Genomic DNA, 24,156 nt, shown 5'->3' with positions numbered 1-24,156 from the left:
ATGGCAGCCTCGCCGCGAAGATTTGAAACCCAAGCCTTTTGGCCCGTTAAACAGCTTTGGGTTCTGTGTTCGGCGCAGAATGCGCGCCTGCTGTGCAACGCGTGCGCATACACGGTGGTGACGCGACATCTTGTGTGGTCCGCATGAGCCCGTCATTTTCCGAACTGCTCCGCGTCTTCGGGCGCATTGGGCTTTTGTCCTTCGGTGGCCCGGCGGCACAGATTTCCCTGATGCATCAAGAACTGGTCGAGCGCCGCCCTTGGCTGGATGAGCAGAGCTTTCTCAGGGCGCTGTCTCTGTGCATGTTGTTGCCTGGGCCCGAGGCGATGCAACTGGCCACCTATGCCGGGTGGCGGCTCCGCGGCGTTTGGGGAGGGCTGATCGCAGGCACGCTTTTTGTCGTGCCCGGAGCCATCGTCATCGCCCTGCTGGTTGCGCTTTATGCGGCCTATGGGGATTTGCCCTTGGTTCAAGCCGGATTTCTGGGCATCAAGGCAACTGTCATCGTGATAGTCCTTCAGGCGTTGAGCAACCTTTGGCGAAAGGCTCTTAACGGGCCGAGCCACAAAGCGACCGCTGCGCTGGCATTCATCGCTATCTTCGCGCTCAACCTGCCTTTCCCGATCATCATCCTCTGCGCCGCTCTTTGGGGATACGTTGTTACACCTGTACCCAAGGGTGTTCCTGCGACCCCCTCGCCCGTCCGTAACAACCCGATCCGAACGGCTGCGATCTGGCTGACGCTTTGGCTGACCCCCTTGGTCCTGCTGAAGCTGACAGGTCAAACCTTGCTGAGCGATCTGGGCTGGTATTTCGCCCGTCTGGCAGTGGTGACCTTTGGCGGGGCCTATGCGGTTTTGGCCTATATGACGCAGACCGTGGTGGATACGTATCACTGGATCAGCACCGATCAGATGATCGACGCGTTGGGACTTGCCGAAACAACCCCCGGCCCGCTGATTCTGGTGACACAGTTTGTGGCCATGCTCAGCGGCTACCTGTCCGGTGGATTTGCCCTGGCCTTGGCGGCCGGAGCGGTGGCCCTTTGGGCGACTTTCGTGCCGTGTTTCCTGTGGGTTTTCCTGACAGCACCCTATCTCGACCACCTTGCTGAACGCCCGCGTCTGACCTCGGCATTGCACGCGATCACGGCAGCTGTGGTCGGAGTGATTCTCAATTTGTCGCTCTGGTTTGGGTTGAGCGTCTTATTCGGAACAGTCGCGGATTGGAGTTTTGGACCGGTGTCAATACCTTTACCCGAAATCACCTCTTTGAATCTTGCCGCGCTAGGCTTGACAATCGGCGCTGGGCTGTTGATTTTCTGGGCAAAATTGGGGTTTGCAGTCAGTTTGGCTTTGATGACCTGCGCCGGTCTGGTTTTGCACTATTTGTAGCCAATCTTGGCCCGCGCGGCCTTTCGTTTCCGGCCAAATCCCCTATGCTGAGTGTAGCGAGTATTGAGGACAACTTATGTCGCAGGACATTGACTATGGAAACCTGATGCACACGGCCATGCGCGGCCTGATCAAGCAGGTTTTGACGGATGTATCCAACACCGGCCTGCCTGGGGCGCATCACTTCTTTATCACCTTCGATACGCGCCAACCGGGCGTCGAGTTGGCCGATTGGCTGCGCGAGCGCTATCCTGATGAAATGACCATCGTCATGCAGCATTGGTTCGAAAACCTGACGGTTGGAGACGAAGGCTTTTCGATCACGCTGAATTTCGGCGATGCGCCCGAGGTTCTGTATATCCCCTATCTGGCCATCAAGACCTTTGTGGATCCGTCGGTCGAGTTTGGCTTGCGCTTCGAAAGCAATGATGACGATAGCGAGGATGATATCTCGGAAGAGATCGCTGACTCAGCGCCGGAAACAGAAGACGAGCCGCATCAGGATGCAGATATCGTCTCGCTCGACAGTTTTCGGAAGTAAGCAAATCGCGGCGCTGCGCCTAAGGCCTTTATTCTTTTCGCAAGAACGTTTCGACCGAGCGTGATTTCTCGCCATTGCGGAACCGCGAGAAGGACAATTCCAGCCCGCCGTCGGCCAGCGTTCGGTCAAATTGCTGCAATTCATAGCCGCCGGATTCGTCAATAAACAGAGAAAAGACAGTCAGCGTCGGCCCGTCGATCCGCCCCCAGACAAAGGGTTCGCCTTTCATCGGGTCCAACGGAACCTCGTGCCCGAAAACATTTCGTTTCATCGCAGCCGAGAACAGGTCGCCGCGCCCCGAGGGCAGAAAGTCGATGGAATACTTCTCGTCCTTCACGCGCCCGTCCGGCTTGTAGGTCGTTGTCGTCCAACTGACATTGAACCCCTGTTTAAGCTCATGAATAGAAACGCTCATATCGCGCGGGGTTTCTTCGCCGTCGATGCTCACCACATTCGCCGAGCCAACATAATTGCCCACAAAAGGTGTGATGTCGGACGCTTTGGCAGCAACAGCCAAGAACAGCATGATCAACGCCGCGCCAAGCGTCACGATCAGTGACTGTCCGAGAATCGATCTTTGCATTTCGCTCTCCATCGCAGGGTGCACTACATTCTATCCGGCCTACCCATCAGCACAATGGGCCTGTTTGCGTTAACTTCAAGGTTTGAGCGCTACTGACGATCTATATCTTTGAAGGCCCAGCCTCTATGGTGCGCGCAACTTGCCGATTGAGTCATACGATCTCTCGGGCTAAACGGCATACAACTGCATACCAGACGGAGTGACAGATGTCTCAGACCCGCACCGAATCCGACAGCTTTGGCCCGCTTGAGGTTCCTTCTGACAAGTATTGGGGGGCGCAAACTCAGCGCTCGATCATGAATTTCCCGATCGGTTGGGAAAAACAGCCCGTGGCCATTGTCCGCGCGCTGGGCGTGATCAAGAAAGCCTGTGCGATGGAAAACAAAGCCACTGGCAAGCTTGACGCCAAGATTGCCGATGCGATCATCCAAGCCGCGGGTGAGGTGATCGAGGGCAAGTTTGATGACAACTTCCCTCTGGTTGTGTGGCAAACCGGATCGGGCACCCAATCGAACATGAACTCGAACGAGGTGATTGCGAACCGGGCCATCGAAATTCTGGGCGGCGTTATCGGTTCGAAAGATCCGGTGCATCCGAATGACCATTGCAATATGGGACAATCGTCAAACGATACCTTCCCCACCGCCATGCATATTGCCACCGCGATGAGCGTGGGAGATGTGCTGATGCCGGGTCTGGAGAAATTCGCTACGGCGCTTGAGAAAAAAGCTAAAGAGTTCGAAGGGATCATCAAGATCGGTCGAACCCATACACAAGATGCGACACCTTTGACGCTGGAACAGGAATTTGGCGGATACGCACATCAGATCCGTCAAGGGATCGCCCGCGTTGAGGCTTCGATGCCCGGCATTTACGAGCTGGCGCAAGGCGGCACTGCAGTGGGCACTGGCCTGAACACGCACAATGGCTGGGACGAAGCAGTTGCAAAGAACATGGCAGACATCACCGGCCTGCCCTTTGTCACTGCGCCGAACAAGTTCGAAGCGTTGGCGGCCCATGATGCCATGGTCTTCCTGTCAGGTGCCCTGGCGACCATTGCGGGCTCTTGTTACAAGATCGCGAACGATATCCGTTTGCTGGGCTCAGGCCCGCGGTCAGGTCTGGGGGAACTGATCCTGCCGGAAAATGAGCCCGGCTCGTCGATCATGCCAGGCAAGGTGAACCCGACACAGGCCGAAGCGCTGACCCAGGTCGCCGCCCATGTGATGGGCAATGATGCGGCGATGAAATTTGCAGGCTCGCAGGGTCATTTCCAGCTGAACGTCTACAATCCGATGATGTCCTACAACCTGCTGCAATCGATCCAGTTGCTGGGCGATGCAACCGACAGCTTTACCGAGCGCATGTTGCTGGGCATCAAGGCCAATGAGCCCCGCATCGACAAGCTGATGAAGGAATCGCTGATGCTGGTGACCGCGCTTGCCCCCACCATCGGCTATGACAATGCCACCAAGGTTGCCAAGACGGCCCATAAGAACGGCACCACCCTCAAGGAAGAGGCCATTGCCCTGGGTTTTGTCGATGAGGCGACCTTTGATGCGGTTGTACGCCCTGAACAGATGATCGGCCCGAAAGACTGATGGGCAAACCGGTCAATCTGAACCGGTATCGAAAAGAAAAAGCGCGGGCTGCAAAAAAGACCCGCGCAGACCAAAATGCTGTGGCGTTTAGGCGGTCCAAGGCGGAAAAAGACAAGGTGCTTGAGCGGCTGGACAAGCTGAAACGCGACCTCGACAATCATGAGCTGGATGAATGAGCGGCCGCCCGGTGAAACGCTCTCTGACGCTAAAGGGGCACCGGACCTCGGTTTCCCTTGAAGATGAGTTCTGGCGCGCTTTTCGCAGCATTGCACAGGAAAAAGACATTCCGATCAATGTCCTCGCGTCGGAAATTGATGTCGCGCGAGACCCGGAAACAGGCCTGGCCTCGGCCATCCGTGTATACATCCTGAATTGGTATCAAGACAAAGCCTGACCCTTGTCATCCCGCGCTTTGACCGCTAGCCTGAATAAGAACAAAAAGGGTACATCATATGGGTAATCTCGTCACTGGCCCTGACGGCCGACAGCGCTGTGCCTGGTGTCAGGCGGCGCCGGAGTTTTTTGCGTATCACGACACGGAATGGGGTTATCCAGTTTCCGACGACATTCGCCTGTTTGAAAAGCTTTGCCTGGAAAGCTTTCAATCCGGGCTAAGCTGGCGCACGATCCTGAGCAAGCGCGAGAATTTTCGCAGCGCCTTTTGTGGTTTTGATTTCAACAAGATGGCCGCGTTTTCTGATGCAGATGTCGCGCGACTGCTACAAGACGCGGGTATCATTCGTCATCGCGGAAAGATCGAGGCGGTGATCAACAACGCACAGCGCGCGCAGGAGATGGTTGCTCAGGAAGGCTCGATCGCCGCCTATGTTTGGCGCTATGAGCCTGAAACACCACCCGCGCCGCGAAGCGCATCGACCTCACCCGAGTCGGTTGCGATGTCTAATGATCTGAAGAAACGCGGCTGGAAATTTGTCGGCCCCACCACCGCTTATGCATTTATGCAAGCGATGGGGCTGATCAATGATCACGCAGAAGGCTGCGTCTTTCGAGACAAAGCGGCGCAAAAGCGCCGCGCGTTCGTCAAGCCGGTTTAGCAGGACGCTTTGAAGATCTTGTCGATATTGCCACCCAGGGCCGCGTTGAACTCGGCCTCAGATTGCTGCTTCGACAGCCCTTCGGTCAAGGCGCGCGAGAATGAGGCAATCATTTTGCCGTTCTGCCCCAGCAGGTCGCAGGCCTCTTCGGTAGAATAGCCACCCGACAAAGCCACAACGCGCAACACGCGCGGATGATCGGCCACCGCATCATAGAGGTTGGCTTTGGTCGGGATCGTCAATTTGAGCATCACATCCTGACCGTCTTCCAACTGATCAAGGTTTTTCAGGATCTCCGTGTTCAGAATGTCTTCTGCTTCGGCTTTGGTCGCGGAGTGAATATTCACCTCCGGCTCGATGATCGGAACCATTCCGGCGCTGACAACCTCACGGGCTACGTCAAATTGCTGTGCGACAATGGCGGCGATCCCTTCTGCGTTTGCCTCGTGGATGACCGAGCGTTCCTTGGTCCCGAATACGCCACCTGCCTTGGCCAGTGTCTCGGCCAGACCGGGGATCGGTTTCATCAACTGAACACCGTTTGCCTGCTCTTCCAGCCCTTTGTCGATCTTGAGGAAAGGTACGATGCCTTTGACCGACCACAGGTAGTCAGCCACTTTGCGACCCTCGATCTCTTCACCCAAAGTCCGTTCGAACAGGATGGCGCCGATGACTTTGTCTTTGGTGAAGTCATCCGCCAGAATGATCCGAGCGCGCATCTTCTGGATTTCGTCAAACATCTCGGCGTCTGAACCATAGTCAGACGCTTCCACGCCATAAAGCGCCAGCGCCTTGGGGGTCGAGCCGCCGCTTTGATCCAATGCTGCGATAAATCCTGCACCTTCAGACATCTGCGCGCGCTGTTCTGCGTTGGACATAACTCTTTCCTGTTCAATACTGATTCCGATTTACCCCCTCGCATACAGCAGCGCGGAGACGGATGGTAGGATGTTAGCGCTCAACCAAGCGCAACCAGATGCCATCTTTGGACCTGACCGTCAGATGTGCGACGGGAACCGGCGTTTTGCCGGGGATTGTTTCCAACCTGAAGCGCCGCAGGATCATCGACAAGATCAACGGGCCTTCGACCATAGCAAAGCCCGCGCCCGGGCAAACGCGCGGCCCGGCTGAAAACGGCATATAGGCATCCCGCTGACAGCGCTTGCCGTTCTCCGTGCTCCACCTGCTGGGGTCAAACCCGTCCGGGTTGTCCCATAACCGCTCATGCCGATGCAGATGCCACGGGCTGAGAACCACTTGCGCGCCTGTTGGCAGGCCGCGATTTCTGAATTGCTCGGGACAGGTTGTTTCGCGCACCATCATCGGGACCGGCGGATAAAGCCGCAAGGTTTCGCGAAATACATCCCGCGCGCTGCGCAGCTTTGCGATCGCAGAAAAATCAGGTTGATCCAGCGCGTGCGCTTCTGCGGCGATCCGGTCTTGCCACTCGGGAAACAGCGCCAACAGATACAGCGCCCAGGCCAAAGCGGATGCGCTGGTCTCGTGACCGGCCAGAAAGAAGATCGCCACCTGATCCACCATCTCATCGGTGTCAAAACAGCGCCCGGTGCTGGGGTCCGGTGTGGTCATGATCTTGGTCGCCAGATCATCCGGCGCAGTGCCGTTTGCGATCTGCCCGGCTCGTTCTTGTGTCATTCGCGTGATTAGAGCGCGGATATCCTGTGCGGTGCGGCGGGTGCGGCGGGAATGGAACCGAGGCATCCAGCGCGGCAACGGGACAAAGGCGGCCAGGTTCAAAAGCGGTTGTTCGCGCTGATAAGCGCGGAATTTCTGGAACACCTCTGCTGCGATCTCATGTTCAATCGGGACCGAAAACAGGGTGCGGAAAATCACGTCTGCGGCTGCGTGGCTGGTGATTTCTTCGAACTCGACGGGGTTTCCGACCCGCGATTGCAAACGGTCCGCACAAGCCTGCGCCGCTGCGCGCATCGCGGGAAAGGTATCTTTCAGCCGTCCGCCCTCAAACGCCGGATCGAAAATGCGCCGCTGGGCTTTCCAGACCTCGCCGTTGGTCAGGAACACCGATTGACCCAACAGCGGGCGTAACCCTTCGCTGATGCGGTTGGACTTGGGGAAATCATCGGGCCGGTCTTTCAGAACCGTTTGGATCAGATCAGGCTGATTGATCAGGTATGACCGGAAAAACGGCGTTCGAAATTCGGCCATCCAGGCACGGTACAATCGCTGTGGCTGGGCCGAGAGCAGATCCTGCCGGAATAGTTTCAGGTACCGCCGCAGTGATACTTTGTCGGCGCGGGGCTGAGGCTTGGGCGGCGTCATGGGCCGACCGAACTGTATTTGGAAACCGGTGTTTCGATCCGCGATTTTGACGGCTTACGGCCGCTGAACCGCTGCGCGAGCGTCAGGGGCCCGGCAGTGATGCGGAAATAATCGTAGTCTCCGGGGCGGTCGAAGGCGCAAAGATACTGGAAATGCAGGCGGAAAAAGCGGTGGCGCAGCTGTCGCCAGCGCTCGGGCGACAGCGTTTGTGTAAAGGCCGCTGACAGGACAAGCGGCCAGCGCTTGCCCGGCCCGGCCACGCCACTCACCGCTACGGGATCACAAAGCGCAAAGGCGCAGCCATCGCCCGGGGCTGAGACATCGACCCAGGTCAGGTCTTCACGCGTGCTTAGGAATTGCAGGTCGCGGCGCAATTGGTCTGCGTTGGGCAGGAACGAGACCATGGGGACCACTTGCCCTAAGCTGAGGAAGGACACAGGGCGCTGTGTCTGGCGCTGCCTCAGCAACGAAGCCAGAACCAAAACTCCCAAATGCGCACCCGAGCTGTGGCCAACCACCAGCACCTCATCTGTGTCACCATCCAGCGCGTCCCGGATCATCTGCGAAAACATGTCCAGCCGTGCGCTCAGATTGGCAGGGACCGCACCTTTCAGGGCTGAGGAATGAGCGTAGTCATGCATCAAGTAATAGGCGAAGAACCTGTTGTCGAAACGGCGAAAGGCGTAGAGCAGACCATAGGCCAACCCGAACGCAGGCAAGAGAGCCAGCCAGCCTATCCAGCCCCAAAGCGACGCAGCCGAGGCCCAAGCGATACCCACAGCCAGCGCCAATTGCCCCAGCAGCATCCCGACCGGATAAAGCGCTGCAATGACCGGCCCTTTGCGTAGCCGCATCAACCGTCCCAGCGTGCCGGTCGAAAGGTAAATCCACGCCGTCCTGAGCAATTGCAGATAGGTGCCGGGAATGGACTGCGCCATGCTGTGCTGCACGATGTCGGACCAGACCAGAACCTCAATGTCTGTTTCGGTTTCAAACCCGTCCTGGCGCGAGAACACGTGCCAACCATAGGGGCCATCACCTTTCTTGGGGCTCAATGCGATTTCATAGCCCGAAACCCAGGCCTGCGCGGCGCTTTCCTTGCGATAAAGCTCACGATAGCGACGTGGCGGAATCGGGTCATAACCGGGCATGTAGAACACCCGGCGTTTGCGCACTGTAGTTTCGGTGCTTTGACTGCTCATGCCCCTGCTCATCTGCCGCGCAGGTTAGCGCAGCGGGACGGTCAGGGTAAGACCCACCTGACCGGTCCTGCGATGTTAGAGCGATGGGTTTAACCGAAGGTTGCCAGAACCGGGAATGTTTCCAGCAGCCAGAAGCTGAACTCGGTAAACAGACCAGTGATCAGCATGATGCCCACGAACAACAGCAACCCGCCCATGATCTTTTCGATCAATGCCAAATGCGGTTTGATCTTGTTCATCACGGCCATCGACCGGTTCAGGAACATGGCGGCCAGCAGGAAAGGAATGCCAAGGCCCGCCGCATAGACACCCAGCAGAAGGGTTCCGCGCGCCACCGAAGCCTCGGACGCCGCCAGCGACAGGATCGCGCCCAGTTGCGGGCCGATACAGGGCGTCCAGCCAAACGCAAAGGCCAGACCCAGAATATAGGCGCCAAAGATCGAACCACTGGATTCGCCAGTCTCCATCCGTGCCTCACGATCCAGCAGTGGAATGCGGATGATGTTCAGGAAGTGAAGACCAAAGACAATCACCACCGCACCCGAAATCTTGGCAAAAAGTACCTGATTTTGCAGCACAAAAGCCCCAAAGGCCGACGCGGTAAAGCCGAGCACCAGAAACACGGTCGACAAGCCCAGAACGAAGAACAGCGCCGACAGGGTGGCCTTGCGGCGCGCTTGCGCCTCATCTTTCATCTCGTTGATCGACACACCGCTCATATACGCAAGATAGGGCGGCACGATCGGCAACACGCAGGGGGACAGAAAACTGATCAGCCCGCCCAGCATGGCGATGAACATGGCGGGCAGAAGCCCCGCATCTATGATATCAATTCCGAACATGATCCCCACATATGGTATCAAATGCGCGTCGTCACGAGGCCAAACGGTCACAACCTCGTGGTTGAAATCTAGACAGTGTTACAAGTTCGTCCTATCCCCAATGACATGACGCAAAAGTTCGAGACGCTGGACGCGCTGGGGTTGCTGTGCCCGCTGCCTGTTCTAAAAGCCCGCAAACGCCTTAAATCCTTGCCTGCAGGCGCTGTGCTGCGGGTGCTTGCTGATGATCCGGCTGCGATTATTGATGTTCCCCATTTTTGCACCGAGTCGGGCCATGTGCTGCTGTCACAAGACAGCGATGGTGATCACCAGGTCTATCTGATCCAAAAATCTGGCTAGATTGAAACCGGACAAGAAAAAAGGCGGGTCATGATGCCCGCCTTTTGTTTGTTATAATGACCACCAGCCCTTGCGTTTTGGCTTGGCCGGGGCGGGTTCAGGCTCGGGCTCTGGCGTCACAGTTTCCAAAACCGGCTCTGGCGCTTCTTCTGCCGGAGCTTCAGGCTCTGCCTCTGTGGCCGTGACCTCTTGGGTTTCTTCGGCCACAGCGGCCTCAGGGGTCTCTTCTGAAGGGATTTCCTGAGGTTCCGCCTCTGCCGCCGGTTCAACAACTGGCTCAGACGTTTCTTCCTGCGCCACCTCTTCGGCAGGTGCGGCTTCGCCCGATTCTTCCGCCGCCGCAACATCCGCCTGGGCGCTCGACTCGTCAGAGCTTACTTCAGCCGGTTGCGCGACCTCAGCGTCATCGTCCTTCTTGCGGCGGCGCGGTGCACGTTTGCGCTTGGGTTTTGCAGGCTTTTCGTCCTGATCCGACGATGCTGGCTCTTCCGATGCGGTTTCGGCAGCGTCAGCGTCGTCTGATGCTTCACCTTCGGCACCTGAATCCTGTGCCTCGCCGTTTTCACCATTGCCGCCACCTTTCTTGCGACGACGGCGGCGACGTTTGCGCTTGGGTTTCTGTTCCTCGTCGGACTGCACGCTGTCTTCAACGGCCTCTTCTTCGTCCGAGGTGTCAATCGCATCCATCAATGAGGCATCCGCCGAGATAACCGGTGCGGTTGCTTCCGGGACAATCCGGCTTGCGGTCTTGAACTTCTCCATCGAGAAATCCGGGCTGACCAGATGCACATCACCTTCAACACGGACCGACAGGCCATAGCGGGCTTCGATCTGCGCAATATGCTCGCGCTTCTGGTTCATCAGGAAATTGGCGATCCCCACAGGGCACCGCACCAGAACCTCGCGCGAGCGGCGACGCGTTCCCTCTTCCTCGATCTGGCGCAGGATCGACAAGGCCATACTGTCATCCGAACGGATCAAGCCTGTGCCGTGACAGGCCGGGCATGGCTGCGTTGTGGCCTCAAGCATCCCAGGGCGCAAGCGCTGGCGGCTCATCTCCAGCAGGCCAAAGCCCGAAATCCGGCCCACCTGAATGCGCGCGCGGTCGGTCTTCAGCTTGTCCTTCAGCCGCTTCTCAACAGCCGAGTTGTTCTTGCGCTCGTCCATATCGATAAAGTCGATGACGATCAGACCGGCCAGGTCCCGCAGACGCAGCTGACGCGCCACTTCTTCGGCGGCTTCAAGGTTCGTCTTAAGCGCGGTTTCCTCGATCGAGCCCTCTTTGGTCGCCCGACCCGAGTTCACGTCAATGGCCACCAATGCCTCGGTCACCCCGATCACGATATAGCCGCCGGATTTCAGCTGCACCGTCGGGTTGAACATCCCCGCCAGATAGCTTTCCACCTGATAGCGCGCAAAAAGCGGCAGCGCATCTTCGTACCGTTTCACGTTCTTGGCGTGAGACGGCATGATCATCTTCATAAAGTCCTTGGCGATGCGGTATCCGCCCTCGCCTTCAACCAGAACCTCGTCGATATCGCGATTATACAAATCGCGGATCGAGCGTTTGATCAGATCGCCTTCTTCATAGATCTTGGCCGGCGCAATCGATTCCAGCGTCAGTTCCCGGATCTGCTCCCACAGGCGTTGCAGATATTCATAATCACGCTTGATCTCGGATTTCGTGCGCTTGGCCCCAGCTGTGCGAATAATCAGCCCGGCCCCGGTCGGCACATCGATGTCCGAAGCGATTTCTTTCAGTTTCTTGCGATCGGCCGCGTTGGTGATCTTGCGGCTGATACCACCGCCACGCGCGGTGTTGGGCATCAGCACACAATAGCGACCGGCCAGTGACAGATAGGTGGTCAGCGCGGCCCCTTTGTTGCCGCGTTCTTCCTTGACCACTTGCACCAACAGAACCTGGCGGACTTTGATAACTTCCTGGATTTTGTACCGGCGCGGGCGCGGTTTGCGCGGCGGGCGAATATCTTCGCTGTCATCTTCATCGGCGACCGATTCAATGGTCTCGTCTTTTGACGCCGCATCCGCGCTTTTCTCGCCCTGATCTTCATCCTCAGAGGTGTCGTCTGCCTCTTCTTCGGAGTCCACCGGGTCATCCGAGTTGTCCGTGTCTTCCGCCACAGCCTCTGACGCCGCATGCTCTGCGCCTTCTTCCGCTTCGACGGACTCTGCTGCGGTACTTTCTTCTGCGGCCTCTTCCACCTCGGCAGCAGGCTCGTCCTGCGGTTCCTCAACCGGTGTTTCGGCAACAACCTCCATCGGAGACGTCCCCTCGGGTACCGGCATTTCCGCCTGATCCCCATCGTCCAGATCGATGGTTTCCATTCCGCTGGGTTCAGACGAAACGTCCAGTGTTTCGACCGGATCGTCCGATTTGACGTCTGCCGCTTTTGTGCGTGAGCGCGACCGCCGCTTCTTGGGCTTCGCCTCTTCGGCCTCATCCCGCGCCTTCATCGCCTCGGCATAAGCGCGCTCTTCTTCCATCAGAGCTTCGCGATCCGCGACGGGGATCTGGTAGTAATCCGGATGGATCTCGGAAAACGCCAGGAAACCGTGCCGGTTCCCGCCATAATCGACAAAAGCTGCTTGAAGCGAGGGTTCGACCCGCGTGACTTTTGCTAGATAGATATTGCCAGCAAGCTGACGTTTGTTTTCGGATTCAAAATCAAACTCCTCGACCTTGTTTCCGTCGACCACCACGACGCGGGTTTCCTCCGCGTGGGTGGCATCGATAAGCATTTTCTTAGCCATGTGTCCTTGATGCACCGCGCCAAACGCGTTGTCCTGACCCGTCCGGGTGGACAGGCACATTTGGCATGATGTCTTGTAGTGGCGATATCGGACGGCGCGCGGCAAGGTCTGGCGCTATGGCCCCCTGCCCGTTCTCTCAATCGTTGCGCGCGCGTCATCGCGGTTCTTCTCCGACAAGCGCAGAGTGCTGCAGCCTGCCCATTTATTCCTTTCGCCCGAAGGGGTTCGGGCTCAGGTGCTCTGTTGTCCCATACGGGACACAATCGGTCTGCCTTGCCGTTCGACCCTTCAGGTCACCTTCAGCAAAACAGCGAAACTCTTTGATTCGGGACTTTTGGGCACCAAAAAAACGCCCGGCCCGTCAGGACACCATAAAAGCAGTCCTGTGGAAAAGACAATGGGCAAACTGCATTCGGCCGGTCCCGAACTCAGTAATCCTCTTCTTCTGTTGAAAAATACCTCGGGGGTGAATTGAGCCGCAGGCTCAAGAGGGGGCTGGCCCCCTCCCTTACAAATAGTCCGACCTTTGCAGCCCGTATTTGGCCATCTTCTCGTTCAGCGTGCGGCGCGGCAGGCATAGTTCTTCCATGACCGACGCAATCGACCCCTTATGTCGCCGCATCGTGTTGTCGATTAGCATGCGCTCGAACGCTTCGACATATTCCTTCAGCGGCTTGCCTTCGGTGGTCATCACCGGCTGCATTTCTTCGTGATCCGACATCAGCAATGACGCGATCGTGCCCGAGCCGCGCCGCGACTGCAAAACGGCGCGTTCGGCGATGTTGATCAACTGGCGTACATTGCCCGGCCAGGGCGCCTGCAACAGTTGCGCGGCCTCCTGGGCGCTCACCTGTGGTGCATCGCAGCCATATTCTTCAGCAAACTGCTCGCTGAGACGGGCGAAGAGCGTCAGGATATCCTCACCCCGCTGCCGCAGCGGCGGCATGGTGATCCGCAGCGCGGCAAGCCGATAGAACAAGTCCGGGCGCAACACGTCTTCTGATGTTTTGCCCGCTTCCTGCAGATTCGAGATCGCGACGATCCGGGTTTCCGCAGGTGTTCCCTGCTCGTTCATGACATTCAGCAAACGGGCTTGCAGCGTGTCGCTTAGCGCTTCGATATCTTCCAAAACCAAAGTGCCACCGCGCGCCTCTTCGATGGCGGGCAACTGGCTGTCTTCCGGCAGCATCGGGCCAAACAGACGCTTCGAAAGCGCTTCCTCTTCCAGCGCCGCGCATGAGACCAGAACAAATTTCTTGCCAGCCCGGCTGCCAACCGCGTGCAGCGCGTGGGCCACGAGCGTTTTACCGGTGCCGGTCTCGCCATCGATCAGCACATGACCATCGGCCTGGCCCAGATCCAGAATGTCTTCGCGCAGACGCTCCATCACCGGGCTGGCACCGATCAGCTTGTTCATGATCTGCGCGCCACCCGACAGCTCGCGCCGCAATGCGCGGTTGTCCAGGGTCAGACGGCGGGCGTTGCTGGCGCGTTTGGCCAGTTCCGACATGCGGTCCGGGTTGAAGGGCTTTTCAAGAAAGTCAAACGCGCCCACGCGCATCGCCTCAACCGCCATGGGCACATCGCCGTGCCCCGTGATCATGATCACCGGCAAGGTGCTGTCTGCACCCATTAGCTTTTTCAGCATCTGGATACCGTCCATCCCCGGCATCTTGATGTCCGAGATCACGATGCCCGGGTAATCCGGCCCCAACACCTTGAGCGCGTCTTCTGCGCTGGCGAAGGTTTCGGTGTCATAGCCCGACAATGCCAGCCATTGGCTGATCGACTGGCGCATGTCCTGTTCATCATCCACAATGGCGATCTTCATGGCCTGTGCCATAGGTCTTCCTCTTATTCGGCGGCCTCAAGGCCGTCTGTTCCCAATATGGGCAATTGCATCTCAAACACAGCGCCGCCTTTCTGGCCATTGCGCGCCGTCAGTCGTCCCCCATGGTCGTTCACGATCCCGGACGAGATGGCAAGCCCCAGCCCCACCCCGTCACCGGGACGTTTGGTGGTGTAAAACGGCTCGAACAGGTTTTCGATATCCTCGATGCCGTGCCCGTTGTCACGCACCGTCAAGACCGCTGTATCGCCTGCCGCCAATATGATCTCGACATCAGGTTCCGCCACTGATTTGGTGGCATCCAGCGCGTTGCGCAAGAGGTTCACCATCACCTGTTCGATCCGCATCCGGTCGCCCATGACCACCACGGGGTCTTCGGGGATGATCTGCGTGATCTTGACATGTCGCTGCCGCAGCTGAGGTTCCATCATCGACAGAGATGAGGCCAGCGCATCCCCAAGATTTACTGGCGAAAACGCGTCAGCCCCTTTGCGAGCATAGGATTTCAGCTGCCGCGTGATCGCTCCCATCCGCTCGATCAGCCCATCGATGCGACCAAAGCTGGCCAAAGCCTCTTCGGGGCGATCACGACGCAGCAGCAACCGTGCCCCGGCCAGATAGGTTTTCATTGCTGCCAGAGGTTGATTCAGCTCGTGGCTGACCGCCGCCGACATTTCGCCCAAGGCCGCCAGTTTCGAGCTTTGCGCAAGCGTCTGCTCGGCCACTTCCAGCGTCTTTTCCACCCGTTCGCGCTCAGCAATTTCCCGCTGTAGCCTTGTATTCAATGCGCGAAGCTCCGCCGACTCGCGCTGGAACAATGCCATGCGCAAGGTCGCCCTGCGGCTGAGCGCATAGAAGGCCAGTGCCAGAAGAATCGCAAAGCCCATAATCTCAAGCGCCAGAACGCTGTTCACCCGTTCGCGCACCGAGGAATAGGTGGTGTAAGAGGTCATCTGCCACCCCCGGAACGGGATCCGTGTCTCCATGCGCATGACCGCCTCGCCTTGGAAATAGGCGTCAACTGGCACTGCCGTCCAATCCGTAGTTGCGCGGATGGCGCGCTGAATGGCGCCCTGAGGGGGCTGACGCAACAGCGCGTCTTGCTCGACCAAGCCACGCCATTTGGGTTCGGTTGATAGAATAATGGTCCCGGTGCTGTCGGTGACCATGACCGCATCGGAAATCCCCGACCAAGCGCGTTCGAACTTTTGCAGATCGACCTCGACCACGATGACACCAAGGATCTCGGAATTGGCTTCGATCCGCCGCGAATACACAAAGCTGTAGCCGCCGGATTCGCGGGCGATCACCGAAAAGATCGTCGCATTCGACCGAATGGCATCGATGAAATAGGGGGAATTGCGATGCGCCTCACCCAAACGGTTTCGATCGGTTGCTGCACGTGTCAGCCCATCTCGGTCGAGCAAAACCAAAGACGCTGCTCCGATCTCTTCCACAAACGAGATCAGACGCTGGCTCGACAGGGTATAGTCACTGGATTGCAGCGCGGATATCAGTGTCGGGTCACGTGCCAGCAATTGCGGCACGATAGCATTGCGTCGCAATTCGCTGATCAGGTTGCCGGAATACAAGGCCAGTCGCAATTCGGCCCGGTTGCGCGTGGACTCCGTAAACCGGTTGGTCAGCAGGCTGTTGGTGACCCAGACGGTGACAACCGCAGTCAACAGCAGCAGGACAATGGCCAAGCGCAGTCGCCACCCCAAGGTGGTTGAACGAAACCCTCTGAAAAACCCTGTCGACGCCGACCCAGTATCTGAACTCATATCGCGACGCTACGTGCCCGAGGCCCCGACCTCAAGTCACGCGGGCGCAAGAACGCCTGACAATGCGCGAAACAGCGCCGTCCCGTCTGTTCCGCCATGGCCTTCATCAGCCGCCCGCTCGGGATGCGGCATCATTCCCAGAACACGCCGGTTCGGCGACAGGATCCCAGCGATGTCCCCGCGCGAGCCATTGGGATTCTCGGTATAGGAGAACGCAATACGATCCTCACCTTTCAGCTCAGCCAGCGTTTCGTCATCGGCAAAGTAGTTTCCATCATGATGCGCAATGGGAATACCGATCACATCGCCTGCGTTATAGCCCTGGGTAAAGGCGCTGTCGCTGGTCTCGACCTTCAGGCCAATGGTGCGGCAAATGTATTTCAGACCTGCATTGCGCAACAATGCGCCAGGCAAGATACCGGTTTCTGTCAAAACCTGAAATCCGTTGCAGATCCCGATCGCATAGCCGCCTCGCTGCGTATGCTCGACCAGAGACTTGCAGATCGGCGATTGCGCCGCGATTGCGCCGCAGCGCAGGTAATCTCCATAGGAAAACCCACCGGGAACGCCAACGATATCCACACCATCTGGCAAAGAGGCATCCTTGTGCCAGACCATATCTACCTGAAACCCCGCCTGCTCGAAGGCAACGGCAAGTTCCCTGTCACAGTTGGATCCGGGGAAAACGATAACGGCTGCACGCATGGTGATGTCTCCTAAGAGCTAAAGTCGGTGACGACCGCCACACCCGGAGGCGTCGGGGCGTCAAAGGCGGCAAGCTCGGCGCTTACCTGGTTAAGTGTAATTTGGCGGGTAACCAACGGGCTCAGGTCCACCGCACCGCTTTCGAGCAGCGACAGAAGCGAAGGGTAGCGCCAGCTGGGCATACCGCGCGTGCCCTGAAGGGTGAGTTGACCGGAATAGAGCGCATCCATCGGCAAGGACATGGTCGTATGATCGCCCGCTGGCATTCCGATCTGCACCATACGGCCCAGCTTGCGCAGCGACCGCATCGCCGCAACCGTGGTGGGCTCGATGCCCAATGCCTCAATCGCAACATGCGCACCACCGCTGGTCAGGTCTTTGACAGCTTGCGGTGCGTCGGTATTGGTAGCATTCACCACTGCGTCTGCGCCGAGCGATGTGGCATAGGCCAGTTTGTCATCATCGATGTCCACAACGATGACCCGCGCGCCCAACGCCTTGCCCAGCAACAGGGTCGAGACACCAACCCCACCGCCACCAAAGACAGCGATCCATTCCCCACCCTGAACCTGAGCCCGTCCCACCAGCGCTTGCCAGGCCGTGGTGACACGGCACCCCAGTGCGGCACCGATCCCGGGCGCGATTGTTTCGGGCAATGGGGACAGGTTTGCATCAGCATGGGCCACCGCCACATATTCCGCAAAGGCACCATCGCAGGTAAAGCCAGGCACCACCTGATCGGCGCAGATCGTCTGATGGCCCTGTGCACAGTCCGGGCATCGGCCACAGGCCAGAATAAAGGGCGCTATCACCCGGTCCCCTGTGCGCCAGCGTTTGACGTCTGGCCCAACGGCGACGACTTCGCCGCAATATTCGTGGCCCGGAGTCATCGGCAAGATCACATCGGGATCCGCGCCGGACCAGGCATGCCAGTCAGAGCGGCACACACCACAGGCCAAAAGCCGCAGGACAACACCATCGGCGGCAGGCTCGGGATCTGGGACCTGCATCACCTCAAGCGGTTGGCGATATCCGATCAGACGCGCGGCGCGCATGGGCTTAGCCCAGCTCGATCTCGTAGCGTTCGATAACCGTATTGGCCAAGAGCTTTTCGCACATCTCGGTCACATCGGCCTCGGTCGCGCCATCGGCCAGATCCAGATCGATCACTTTGCCCTGACGCACGCCTTCGACTTTGTCGAACCCCATGGCGCCCAACGCGTGACGAACCGCCTCGCCCTGCGGGTCCAGCACCCCGTTTTTGAGCATCACATGCACCCGTGCCTTCATCTTCGAAAACTCCACCTGTGGACCATGGGACCGGTCCGTTCCGTTGCGCGGGGGATAGCGCGCCTGACCCTTTTCGACAACCCTTTGCGGGCTTTGACCAAAGGCGGCTTTGTCGCAGCCGCCCAAATGTTGAATTTACCCGCACCCCAAATGCAAAACGCCCCCGAAACCGGAGGCGTGTTACATGTTGAGTGACAAAGCTTGGATCAGTTTATCAGAGTCGGCTTGGTCACATTGCTTTGCGGCAAGACGCCCAGTCGGCGCGCCACTTCGGAATAAGCGTCTGTCAGGCTGCCCAGATCGCGGCGGAATACGTCCTTGTCCAGCTTCTGGCCGGTTTCGATGTCCCACAGGCGGCAGCTGTCGGGGCTGATCTCATCGGCGACGATCAGGCGTTGATAATCGCCTTCGAACACGCGCCCGATCTCGATCTTGAAATCCACCAGACGGATGCCGACGGCCAGCATGACACCGCTCATGAAGTCATTCACGCGCAGCGCAAGGCTGAGGATGTCATCCATGTCCTGCTGGCTGGCCCAGCCAAAAGCCGCGATATGTTCTTCGGTGACCAAAGGATCGCCCAAGGCGTCATCCTTATAGCAATATTCAACGATCGGGCGCGGCAGTTGCGTGCCCTCGGCAATCCCCAGACGTTTCGACATCGACCCGGCGGCATAGTTGCGCACGATCACCTCAAGCGGCACGATCTCGCAATTGCGTACCAACTGCTCACGCATGTTCAGGCGGCGGATAAAGTGGTTCGGAACGCCTATCTGCGTCAGACCTGACATGAAAAACTCGCTCAGACGGTTGTTCAAAACGCCCTTGCCGTCGATCACATCTTTCTTTTCCGCGTTGAACGCGGTGGCATCGTCTTTGAAATACTGAACGATGGTGCCCGGTTCGGGGCCTTCATACAGAATCTTAGCCTTGCCTTCATAGATCTTTTTGCGACGCGCCATGAGCGACCTTTCCGAAACAGAGCATGGGAATGAGTCCCTTTGCCTTGGCGCTCTCATAGTGCAACCCTTGCGAACCCGCAAGTTCACCACCTCGGGCCCTTTTGACACAGCGCAAATACCTTGCACTGGCGCTGTCGTATGCTCATATCGTCAGTAACGAAGATGTAACCCAAGAGGTCCCTATTCCATGTCCACGTTTGACGACCGCGAAAATGCGTTTGAAGCCAAATTCGCCCATGATGAAGAGATGCAGTTCAAGGCGCAGGCCCGTTGCAACAAGCTTCTGGGCCTTTGGGCGGCTGAAAAAATGGGAAAATCCGGCGATAGCGCTGAAGAATATGCAAAATCTGTCGTGATCGCAGATTTTGAAGAGGCAGGCCACGAAGACGTTGTGCGCAAGGTTGCCGGTGATCTTGGACATCTGTCGTCAGCAGATGAAATCCGCGCCAAGATGACCGAACTTTTGCCCCAGGCTAAAGCCCAGGTCCTGAGCGAAGCTGGATGAACCTGACGCAAAACTCATGATCATCATGAGTTTTATGAATTTGATTTGACGCCCCTGTCGTGAGACACGGGGCGTCTCTTTATTTTAGCCCCTGTCAGGACATCGCAAGATGACAAACGCGCTGAGTGCCTTTCTTGAAACATCCGACATCATCCTGGCGGACGGTGCCACCGGAACAAATCTATTCAATATGGGTCTGCAATCCGGGGATGCTCCGGAATTGTGGAATGTAGAGGCCCCGGAAAAGATCAAGGCGCTCTATCAAGGCTCGGTCGATGCGGGCAGCGATCTGTTTCTGACCAATACCTTTGGCGGCACTTATGCGCGTCTGAAACTGCATGACGCCCAGAATCGTGTGGCCGAGTTGAACCGCATCGGGGCCGAGCTTGGCCGTGAGGTGGCAGATGCAGCAGGTCGCCCCATTATCGTTGCGGGTTCGGTCGGGCCGACGGGTGAGATTATGGAGCCGGTGGGAGCGCTGTCTCATGCAAACGCAGTTGAGATGTTCCATGAGCAGGCCGAAGCGCTGAAAGACGGTGGTGCGGATGTGCTGTGGCTTGAGACCATCAGCGCGCCCGAAGAATTCCGTGCCGCGGCCGAGGCCTTTGCCCTGGCCAACATGCCCTGGTGTGGCACCATGAGCTTTGACACAGCGGGCCGTACCATGATGGGCGTTACCTCGGCGGATCTGGCGCAGCTGGTCGAGACCCTTCCAAATCCACCCATCGCGTTTGGCGCGAATTGCGGCACCGGCGCGTCCGACATTTTGCGCACTGTTTTGGGCTTTGCGGCACAAGGCACTGAACGCCCGCTGATCTCAAAAGGTAACGCGGGCATTCCGAAATATGTGGACGGCCATATCCATTATGACGGTACACCCGAGTTGATGGGCCAATACGCGGCCATGGCGCGGGATGCAGGGGCGACGATCATTGGCGGGTGCTGCGGCACCATGCCCGACCACCTGCGCAAGATGCGCGCCGCGTTGGACGAAACACCACGTGGTGAGCGCCCAAGTCTGACCGAGATCACCGCCGCGCTGGGTCCGTTCACATCAGCCTCGGACGGTACCGGAGACGACGCAGCGCCTGAACGGCGCACCCGCCGCCGTCGTCGCGCTTGAGGTTTCACCGCCCTTCGAAATTCGGAGGGCGTTTTTCCAGGAAAGCCACCACACCCTCGGAAAAGTCCCGTGTGCGCCCGCACTCGCCTTGCAAGCTGGCCTCGATGGTCAGCTGTTCGGCCAACGACTTGTCATATGATCCGCGCAACGCCTTTTTGATCGCTCCGAAACCCGCTGTAGGACCATTGGCCAGATAGCTGGCGCGCTTGCGCCAATGCTGATCGAATGTGTCATCTGACACCGCTTCCCAGATCAGGCCCCAATCATCCGCTTGTCTGGCGCTGATCTTCTCGGCGAATAAAGCAGCCCCCATGGCTTTGGCAAAGCCCATAAGGCGCGGCATGAACCAGGTGCCGCCCGCATCAGGCAACAGCCCGATCCGTGCGAAAGCCTGCAGGAAATAGGCGCTCTCGGTCGCAATCACCACATCCGCGCACAGCGCAAGATTGGCCCCTGCCCCAGCTGCGGCACCGTTTACGGCTGCGATAGTGGGCACCGGGCAGTCATAGATCGACTGCAGCATCGGCTCATATTCATCGCGCAGCGCCCGTTCCAGATCGATCCGACCCGTGCTGGAGGCGTCGCCCAGATCCTGACCCGAGCAGAAGGCACCGCCCGCCCCCGTCAGCACGATAGCGCGCGCATGGCGAGCGGCATGTTTCATCGCATGGGTGATCTCGGCGCGCATATTGGTGGTCAATGCGTTCATCTTGTCCGGCCGGTTCAGAGTCAGAACGGCCAGACCGTCGGTAATGTCCAAAAGAACGTCTTGATATTCCATAAGCTTCCTCACCAGCGCGAAATCTTTTGCGGACCCTGACGCAATTCCGCAGGAAGGAAAAGCAGAACGGCGCGTCAGTCTTCTAGAATTTCCTTGAGCCGCGCTTGTTCTTCGGCGCTCAGGCTGTCTGCAGGCGCTGCGGCTTCAAGGGCCGCGCGTCGACGCAAAAAGCTCCAGCCGACAGCCATAGCAATCAGCGCCATGATGGGTCCGGCAAGCCACAACAGCAGGTTGGCACCGGTCACGGTCGGTTTCAGCAACACATATTCGCCATAGCGGTCAACGATGAAATCCACAGCCTCTTCGTCGCTATCACCGGCCACAAGCCGTTCGCGCACCAGCAGGCGCAGGTCGCGGGCTAGGTCTGCGTTGCTTTCATCAATGCTTTCATTCCGGCAAACCAGACAGCGCAGGCCGGTGCTAATATCGCGCGCGCGCTGTTCGAGGGCCGGATCCTCCAGAACCTCATCGGGTTGCACCGCCCAAACAGGGGCTGCGACCAGCAAAAAGATCAGAACCAGGCGCTTCATTCCGCGGGCACTCCGGCTTTCGGTGTTTTGCGTGCGCCAGCAGCAACGCGGAACCGGCGGTCAGACAGGCTGAGCAACCCGCCCAGAGCCATCAGGATACACCCGCCCCAGATCCAGTTGGCCAGCGGCTTGATATAGGTACGCACCACCCATCCGCCATTGGCCTGCTGATCCCCGATCACCACATAGACATCACGCATCAGGCGATAGTCGATGGCGGCCTCGGTCGTGGGCATCTGCGCCACCGGGTAATCGCGTTTTTCCGGGTGCAACAACGCCACGTGGCTTCCCTGCTTTTCAACCAGGATGTCTGCGGTGGTCGAAAAATAGTTCGGCCCCTGCACGCGGCGCACATCCTGCAATGTCAGGGTAAAGTCACCGACCTCAAACGGTTCGCCGGGTTGGGCCACTCGAATGTCTTCGACCTCCCACGCGGTCAGACCGGCCACAGCAAACATGGTGATGCCCAATCCGGCATGCGCGACGGCCTTGCCCCAATCGGCCCCCGGCAGCCGGAAAAGGCGCGCGAGGCTGCCAGTACGGCCTGTACGGCTCCAAAGATCGACGGCCGCGCCGAAGGTGATCCAGGCGCCCAGAAACAGGCCAATCGGCCCCAGCGCGCTGCGCCCCGTCTGCATCACCCAGACCAGCAGAGCCAGCGCGACAGCCAGCACAAACGCATAACGCATCGACCACGCCGCGCGCCCAAGTTTGCCGCGTTTCCAAGGCAGTGCCGATCCAATCGGCAGGGCAAGCCCCAAGCCAATCATGAACGGTGTAAAGGCCGCATCGAAAAACGGTGGGCCAACCGACAGCTTTCGGTCAAAGGCCATCTCGGCCACCATCGGCCACATGGTGCCAAAGAACACCACAAAACAGCTGACTGCCAACAGGATGTTGTTCAGAACCAACGCGCTTTCGCGGCTGACGATCCCGAACACGCCCTTGGCCTCCATCGCCTGAGCGCGGGCAGCAAACAAGGTCAGCGCGCCGCCCATGAAAAAGACCAGGATCATCAGAATAAAGACGCCACGTTCCGGGTCATTGGCAAAGGCATGGACCGAGGTCAAAAGGCCCGACCGCACGATGAATGTCCCGATCAGGGAAAACCCGAAAGCAATGATGGCCAGCAGGATGGTCCAGCTTTTCAACGCCTCACGCTTTTCCACCACAATCGCCGAATGCAACAGCGCAGCCGCCAACAGCCATGGCATGAACGAGGCATTCTCTACCGGGTCCCAGAACCAGAACCCACCCCAGCCCAGCTCGTAATAGGCCCACCACGATCCCAGCGCGATACCAATGGTCAGGAATATCCAGGCGGCTAGTGTCCAGGGGCGCACCCAACGGCCCCAGGCGGCATCCACGCGCCCTTCGATCAGGGCGGCGACAGCAAAGCTGAAGGCCATGCTCAGCCCCACATACCCCAGATAGAGGAACGGCGGGTGAAAGGCCAAACCGGGGTCTTGCAGCAAGGGGTTCAGATCCCGCCCGTCAAAAGGTGCCACCGCCAGACGGTCGAACGGGTTCGAGGTGAAAAGGATGAAGGCAAAGAAAGCCACGCCAATCGCCGCCTGCACCGCCAAAACACGCGCTTTCAGGGTTGGGGGCAAGCCGCCGCCAAACATTGCGGCCATGGCCCCGAACAGGGCGACAATCAGCACCCAAAGCAGCATCGATCCTTCGTGATTGCCCCAGGTTCCGCTGATCTTGTAGAGCATCGGCTTGGCCGAATGGCTGTTTTCCACCACGATACGCAGTGAAAAGTCCGAGGCGGTAAAGGCCCAGACCAGCGCGGCAAAGGAAAAGCCGGTCAGCAGAAACTGCGCAATCGCCGCAGGCTCGGCGAAGGCCATCCAACCAGCCCAGTGTTTTGATGCCCCGATCAGAGGCACCACGCTTTGCACGATGGCGACAAGAAAGGCGAGGATCAGTGCGAAATGGCCAAGCTCGGTAATCATGCCCGTAGTTATAGGGCGAACGCCCCCGGCACGCCA

Annotated in this window: 24 protein-coding genes; 9 read left to right on the top strand and 15 right to left on the bottom strand. The window is 58.4% G+C overall.

The features are described from left to right. Positions 1-143: 143 nt before the first annotated feature. Positions 144-1,394 carry a chromate efflux transporter gene (gene chrA / locus GOX45_RS05735; RefSeq protein ID WP_171098862.1) on the top strand — a complete coding sequence of 417 codons (1,251 nt, stop codon included), beginning with the start codon at positions 144-146 and terminating at the stop codon, positions 1,392-1,394. A gap of 76 nt (positions 1,395-1,470) precedes the next feature. Continuing rightward, the gene (locus GOX45_RS05730; RefSeq protein ID WP_171098859.1) at positions 1,471-1,935 is read left to right on the top strand and encodes an SspB family protein; all 465 of its coding nucleotides are present in this window, start codon (positions 1,471-1,473) and stop codon (positions 1,933-1,935) included. A 28-nt stretch (positions 1,936-1,963) separates the two neighbouring features. On the opposite strand, the gene GOX45_RS05725 is transcribed toward GOX45_RS05730, so the two are convergent. After that, entirely contained in the window at positions 1,964-2,518 is a 555-nt protein-coding gene (locus GOX45_RS05725; RefSeq protein WP_171098857.1) for a hypothetical protein, read from the bottom strand. Positions 2,519-2,724: 206 nt separating this feature from the next. Here GOX45_RS05725 and fumC point away from each other — a divergent pair, with 206 nt between their 5' ends. Genes fumC through GOX45_RS05705 form a run of 4 tightly spaced genes read left to right on the top strand, consistent with a single transcriptional unit; the run spans position 2,725 to position 5,174 of the window. Beyond that, on the top strand, positions 2,725-4,119 hold the full coding sequence (fumC, locus tag GOX45_RS05720; protein WP_171098856.1) for a class II fumarate hydratase: 1,395 nt from the start codon (positions 2,725-2,727) through the stop codon (positions 4,117-4,119). Beyond that, entirely contained in the window at positions 4,119-4,295 is a 177-nt protein-coding gene (locus GOX45_RS05715) for a DUF4169 family protein (protein WP_171098854.1), read from the top strand. Before fumC ends, GOX45_RS05715 begins: the two co-directional genes overlap by 1 nt. Continuing rightward, positions 4,292-4,513 (top strand): ribbon-helix-helix domain-containing protein, encoded by a 222-nt coding sequence (locus GOX45_RS05710; RefSeq protein ID WP_171098853.1) that lies wholly within the window; start codon positions 4,292-4,294, stop codon positions 4,511-4,513. The genes GOX45_RS05715 and GOX45_RS05710 overlap by 4 nt, the downstream gene beginning before the upstream one ends. 58 nt (positions 4,514-4,571) lie before the next feature. Continuing rightward, positions 4,572-5,174 (top strand): DNA-3-methyladenine glycosylase I, encoded by a 603-nt coding sequence (locus GOX45_RS05705; protein ID WP_171098851.1) that lies wholly within the window; start codon positions 4,572-4,574, stop codon positions 5,172-5,174. On the opposite strand, the gene GOX45_RS05700 is transcribed toward GOX45_RS05705, so the two are convergent. From GOX45_RS05700 to GOX45_RS05685, 4 genes are all read right to left on the bottom strand, one after another. Next, the gene (locus tag GOX45_RS05700; RefSeq protein ID WP_171098849.1) at positions 5,171-6,052 is read right to left on the bottom strand and encodes a fructose bisphosphate aldolase; all 882 of its coding nucleotides are present in this window, start codon (positions 6,050-6,052) and stop codon (positions 5,171-5,173) included. The genes GOX45_RS05705 and GOX45_RS05700 overlap by 4 nt on opposite strands. A gap of 73 nt (positions 6,053-6,125) precedes the next feature. Further along, positions 6,126-7,475: a cytochrome P450 gene (locus GOX45_RS05695; RefSeq protein ID WP_171098847.1), complete on the bottom strand. Its 1,350-nt coding sequence runs from the start codon at positions 7,473-7,475 to the stop codon at positions 6,126-6,128. Continuing rightward, the gene (locus GOX45_RS05690) at positions 7,472-8,677 is read right to left on the bottom strand and encodes a hypothetical protein (protein ID WP_171098845.1); all 1,206 of its coding nucleotides are present in this window, start codon (positions 8,675-8,677) and stop codon (positions 7,472-7,474) included. The genes GOX45_RS05695 and GOX45_RS05690 overlap by 4 nt, the downstream gene beginning before the upstream one ends. An 89-nt stretch (positions 8,678-8,766) precedes the next feature. Continuing rightward, positions 8,767-9,519, bottom strand: a complete 753-nt coding sequence (locus tag GOX45_RS05685; protein ID WP_171098843.1) for a cytochrome c biogenesis CcdA family protein — start codon at positions 9,517-9,519, stop codon at positions 8,767-8,769. A 105-nt stretch (positions 9,520-9,624) separates the two neighbouring features. On the opposite strand from GOX45_RS05685, the gene GOX45_RS05680 reads away from it, so the two are divergent. Further along, on the top strand, positions 9,625-9,858 hold the full coding sequence (locus GOX45_RS05680; RefSeq protein ID WP_171098842.1) for a sulfurtransferase TusA family protein: 234 nt from the start codon (positions 9,625-9,627) through the stop codon (positions 9,856-9,858). Between the two features lie 51 nt (positions 9,859-9,909). Here the strand turns inward: GOX45_RS05680 and GOX45_RS05675 are convergent, their stop codons facing one another. The 7 genes from GOX45_RS05675 to purC all read right to left on the bottom strand — a co-directional run bounded on the left by GOX45_RS05675 (position 9,910) and on the right by purC (position 19,220). Continuing rightward, on the bottom strand, positions 9,910-12,630 hold the full coding sequence (locus GOX45_RS05675) for a ribonuclease E/G (protein ID WP_171098840.1): 2,721 nt from the start codon (positions 12,628-12,630) through the stop codon (positions 9,910-9,912). Positions 12,631-13,138: 508 nt separating this feature from the next. Next, positions 13,139-14,473, bottom strand: a complete 1,335-nt coding sequence (locus GOX45_RS05670; RefSeq protein WP_171098838.1) for a sigma-54 dependent transcriptional regulator — start codon at positions 14,471-14,473, stop codon at positions 13,139-13,141. Positions 14,474-14,484: 11 nt separating this feature from the next. Continuing rightward, entirely contained in the window at positions 14,485-16,263 is a 1,779-nt protein-coding gene (locus tag GOX45_RS05665; protein ID WP_171098835.1) for an ATP-binding protein, read from the bottom strand. Between the two features lie 36 nt (positions 16,264-16,299). Continuing rightward, the gene (gene purQ, locus GOX45_RS05660) at positions 16,300-16,968 is read right to left on the bottom strand and encodes a phosphoribosylformylglycinamidine synthase subunit PurQ (protein WP_171098833.1); all 669 of its coding nucleotides are present in this window, start codon (positions 16,966-16,968) and stop codon (positions 16,300-16,302) included. Positions 16,969-16,979: 11 nt separating this feature from the next. Next, the gene (locus GOX45_RS05655) at positions 16,980-18,023 is read right to left on the bottom strand and encodes a zinc-dependent alcohol dehydrogenase family protein (protein ID WP_171098831.1); all 1,044 of its coding nucleotides are present in this window, start codon (positions 18,021-18,023) and stop codon (positions 16,980-16,982) included. A gap of 4 nt (positions 18,024-18,027) precedes the next feature. Continuing rightward, a complete protein-coding gene (gene purS, locus GOX45_RS05650) occupies positions 18,028-18,258 on the bottom strand; it encodes a phosphoribosylformylglycinamidine synthase subunit PurS (RefSeq protein WP_171099270.1) in 231 nt (76 codons plus the stop codon). Positions 18,259-18,464: 206 nt separating this feature from the next. Then, complete coding sequence (gene purC, locus GOX45_RS05645; RefSeq protein ID WP_171098829.1) at positions 18,465-19,220, bottom strand: phosphoribosylaminoimidazolesuccinocarboxamide synthase; 756 nt, start codon at positions 19,218-19,220, stop codon at positions 18,465-18,467. Between the two features lie 187 nt (positions 19,221-19,407). Between purC and GOX45_RS05640 the strand changes: the two genes are divergently transcribed. Next, positions 19,408-19,725: a DUF1476 domain-containing protein gene (locus GOX45_RS05640; protein WP_171098827.1), complete on the top strand. Its 318-nt coding sequence runs from the start codon at positions 19,408-19,410 to the stop codon at positions 19,723-19,725. Positions 19,726-19,834: 109 nt separating this feature from the next. Continuing rightward, a complete protein-coding gene (gene bmt / locus GOX45_RS05635; RefSeq protein WP_171098826.1) occupies positions 19,835-20,848 on the top strand; it encodes a betaine--homocysteine S-methyltransferase in 1,014 nt (337 codons plus the stop codon). A gap of 4 nt (positions 20,849-20,852) precedes the next feature. On the opposite strand, the gene GOX45_RS05630 is transcribed toward bmt, so the two are convergent. The 3 genes from GOX45_RS05630 to GOX45_RS05620 form a co-directional block, all read right to left on the bottom strand. Then, the gene (locus GOX45_RS05630; RefSeq protein ID WP_171098825.1) at positions 20,853-21,629 is read right to left on the bottom strand and encodes an enoyl-CoA hydratase-related protein; all 777 of its coding nucleotides are present in this window, start codon (positions 21,627-21,629) and stop codon (positions 20,853-20,855) included. Positions 21,630-21,703: 74 nt separating this feature from the next. Further along, positions 21,704-22,159: a cytochrome c-type biogenesis protein gene (locus GOX45_RS05625; RefSeq protein WP_171098824.1), complete on the bottom strand. Its 456-nt coding sequence runs from the start codon at positions 22,157-22,159 to the stop codon at positions 21,704-21,706. Beyond that, on the bottom strand, positions 22,156-24,120 hold the full coding sequence (locus GOX45_RS05620; RefSeq protein ID WP_171098823.1) for a heme lyase CcmF/NrfE family subunit: 1,965 nt from the start codon (positions 24,118-24,120) through the stop codon (positions 22,156-22,158). The genes GOX45_RS05625 and GOX45_RS05620 overlap by 4 nt, the downstream gene beginning before the upstream one ends. Positions 24,121-24,156 lie beyond the last annotated feature (36 nt).

It is taken from the genome of Ruegeria sp. HKCCD7255, assembly GCF_013031565.1.
Classification (GTDB): domain Bacteria; phylum Pseudomonadota; class Alphaproteobacteria; order Rhodobacterales; family Rhodobacteraceae; genus Ruegeria.
Note: the sequence above shows the minus strand (reverse complement) of the source record. Positions and strands in the feature narration are given on the sequence as shown.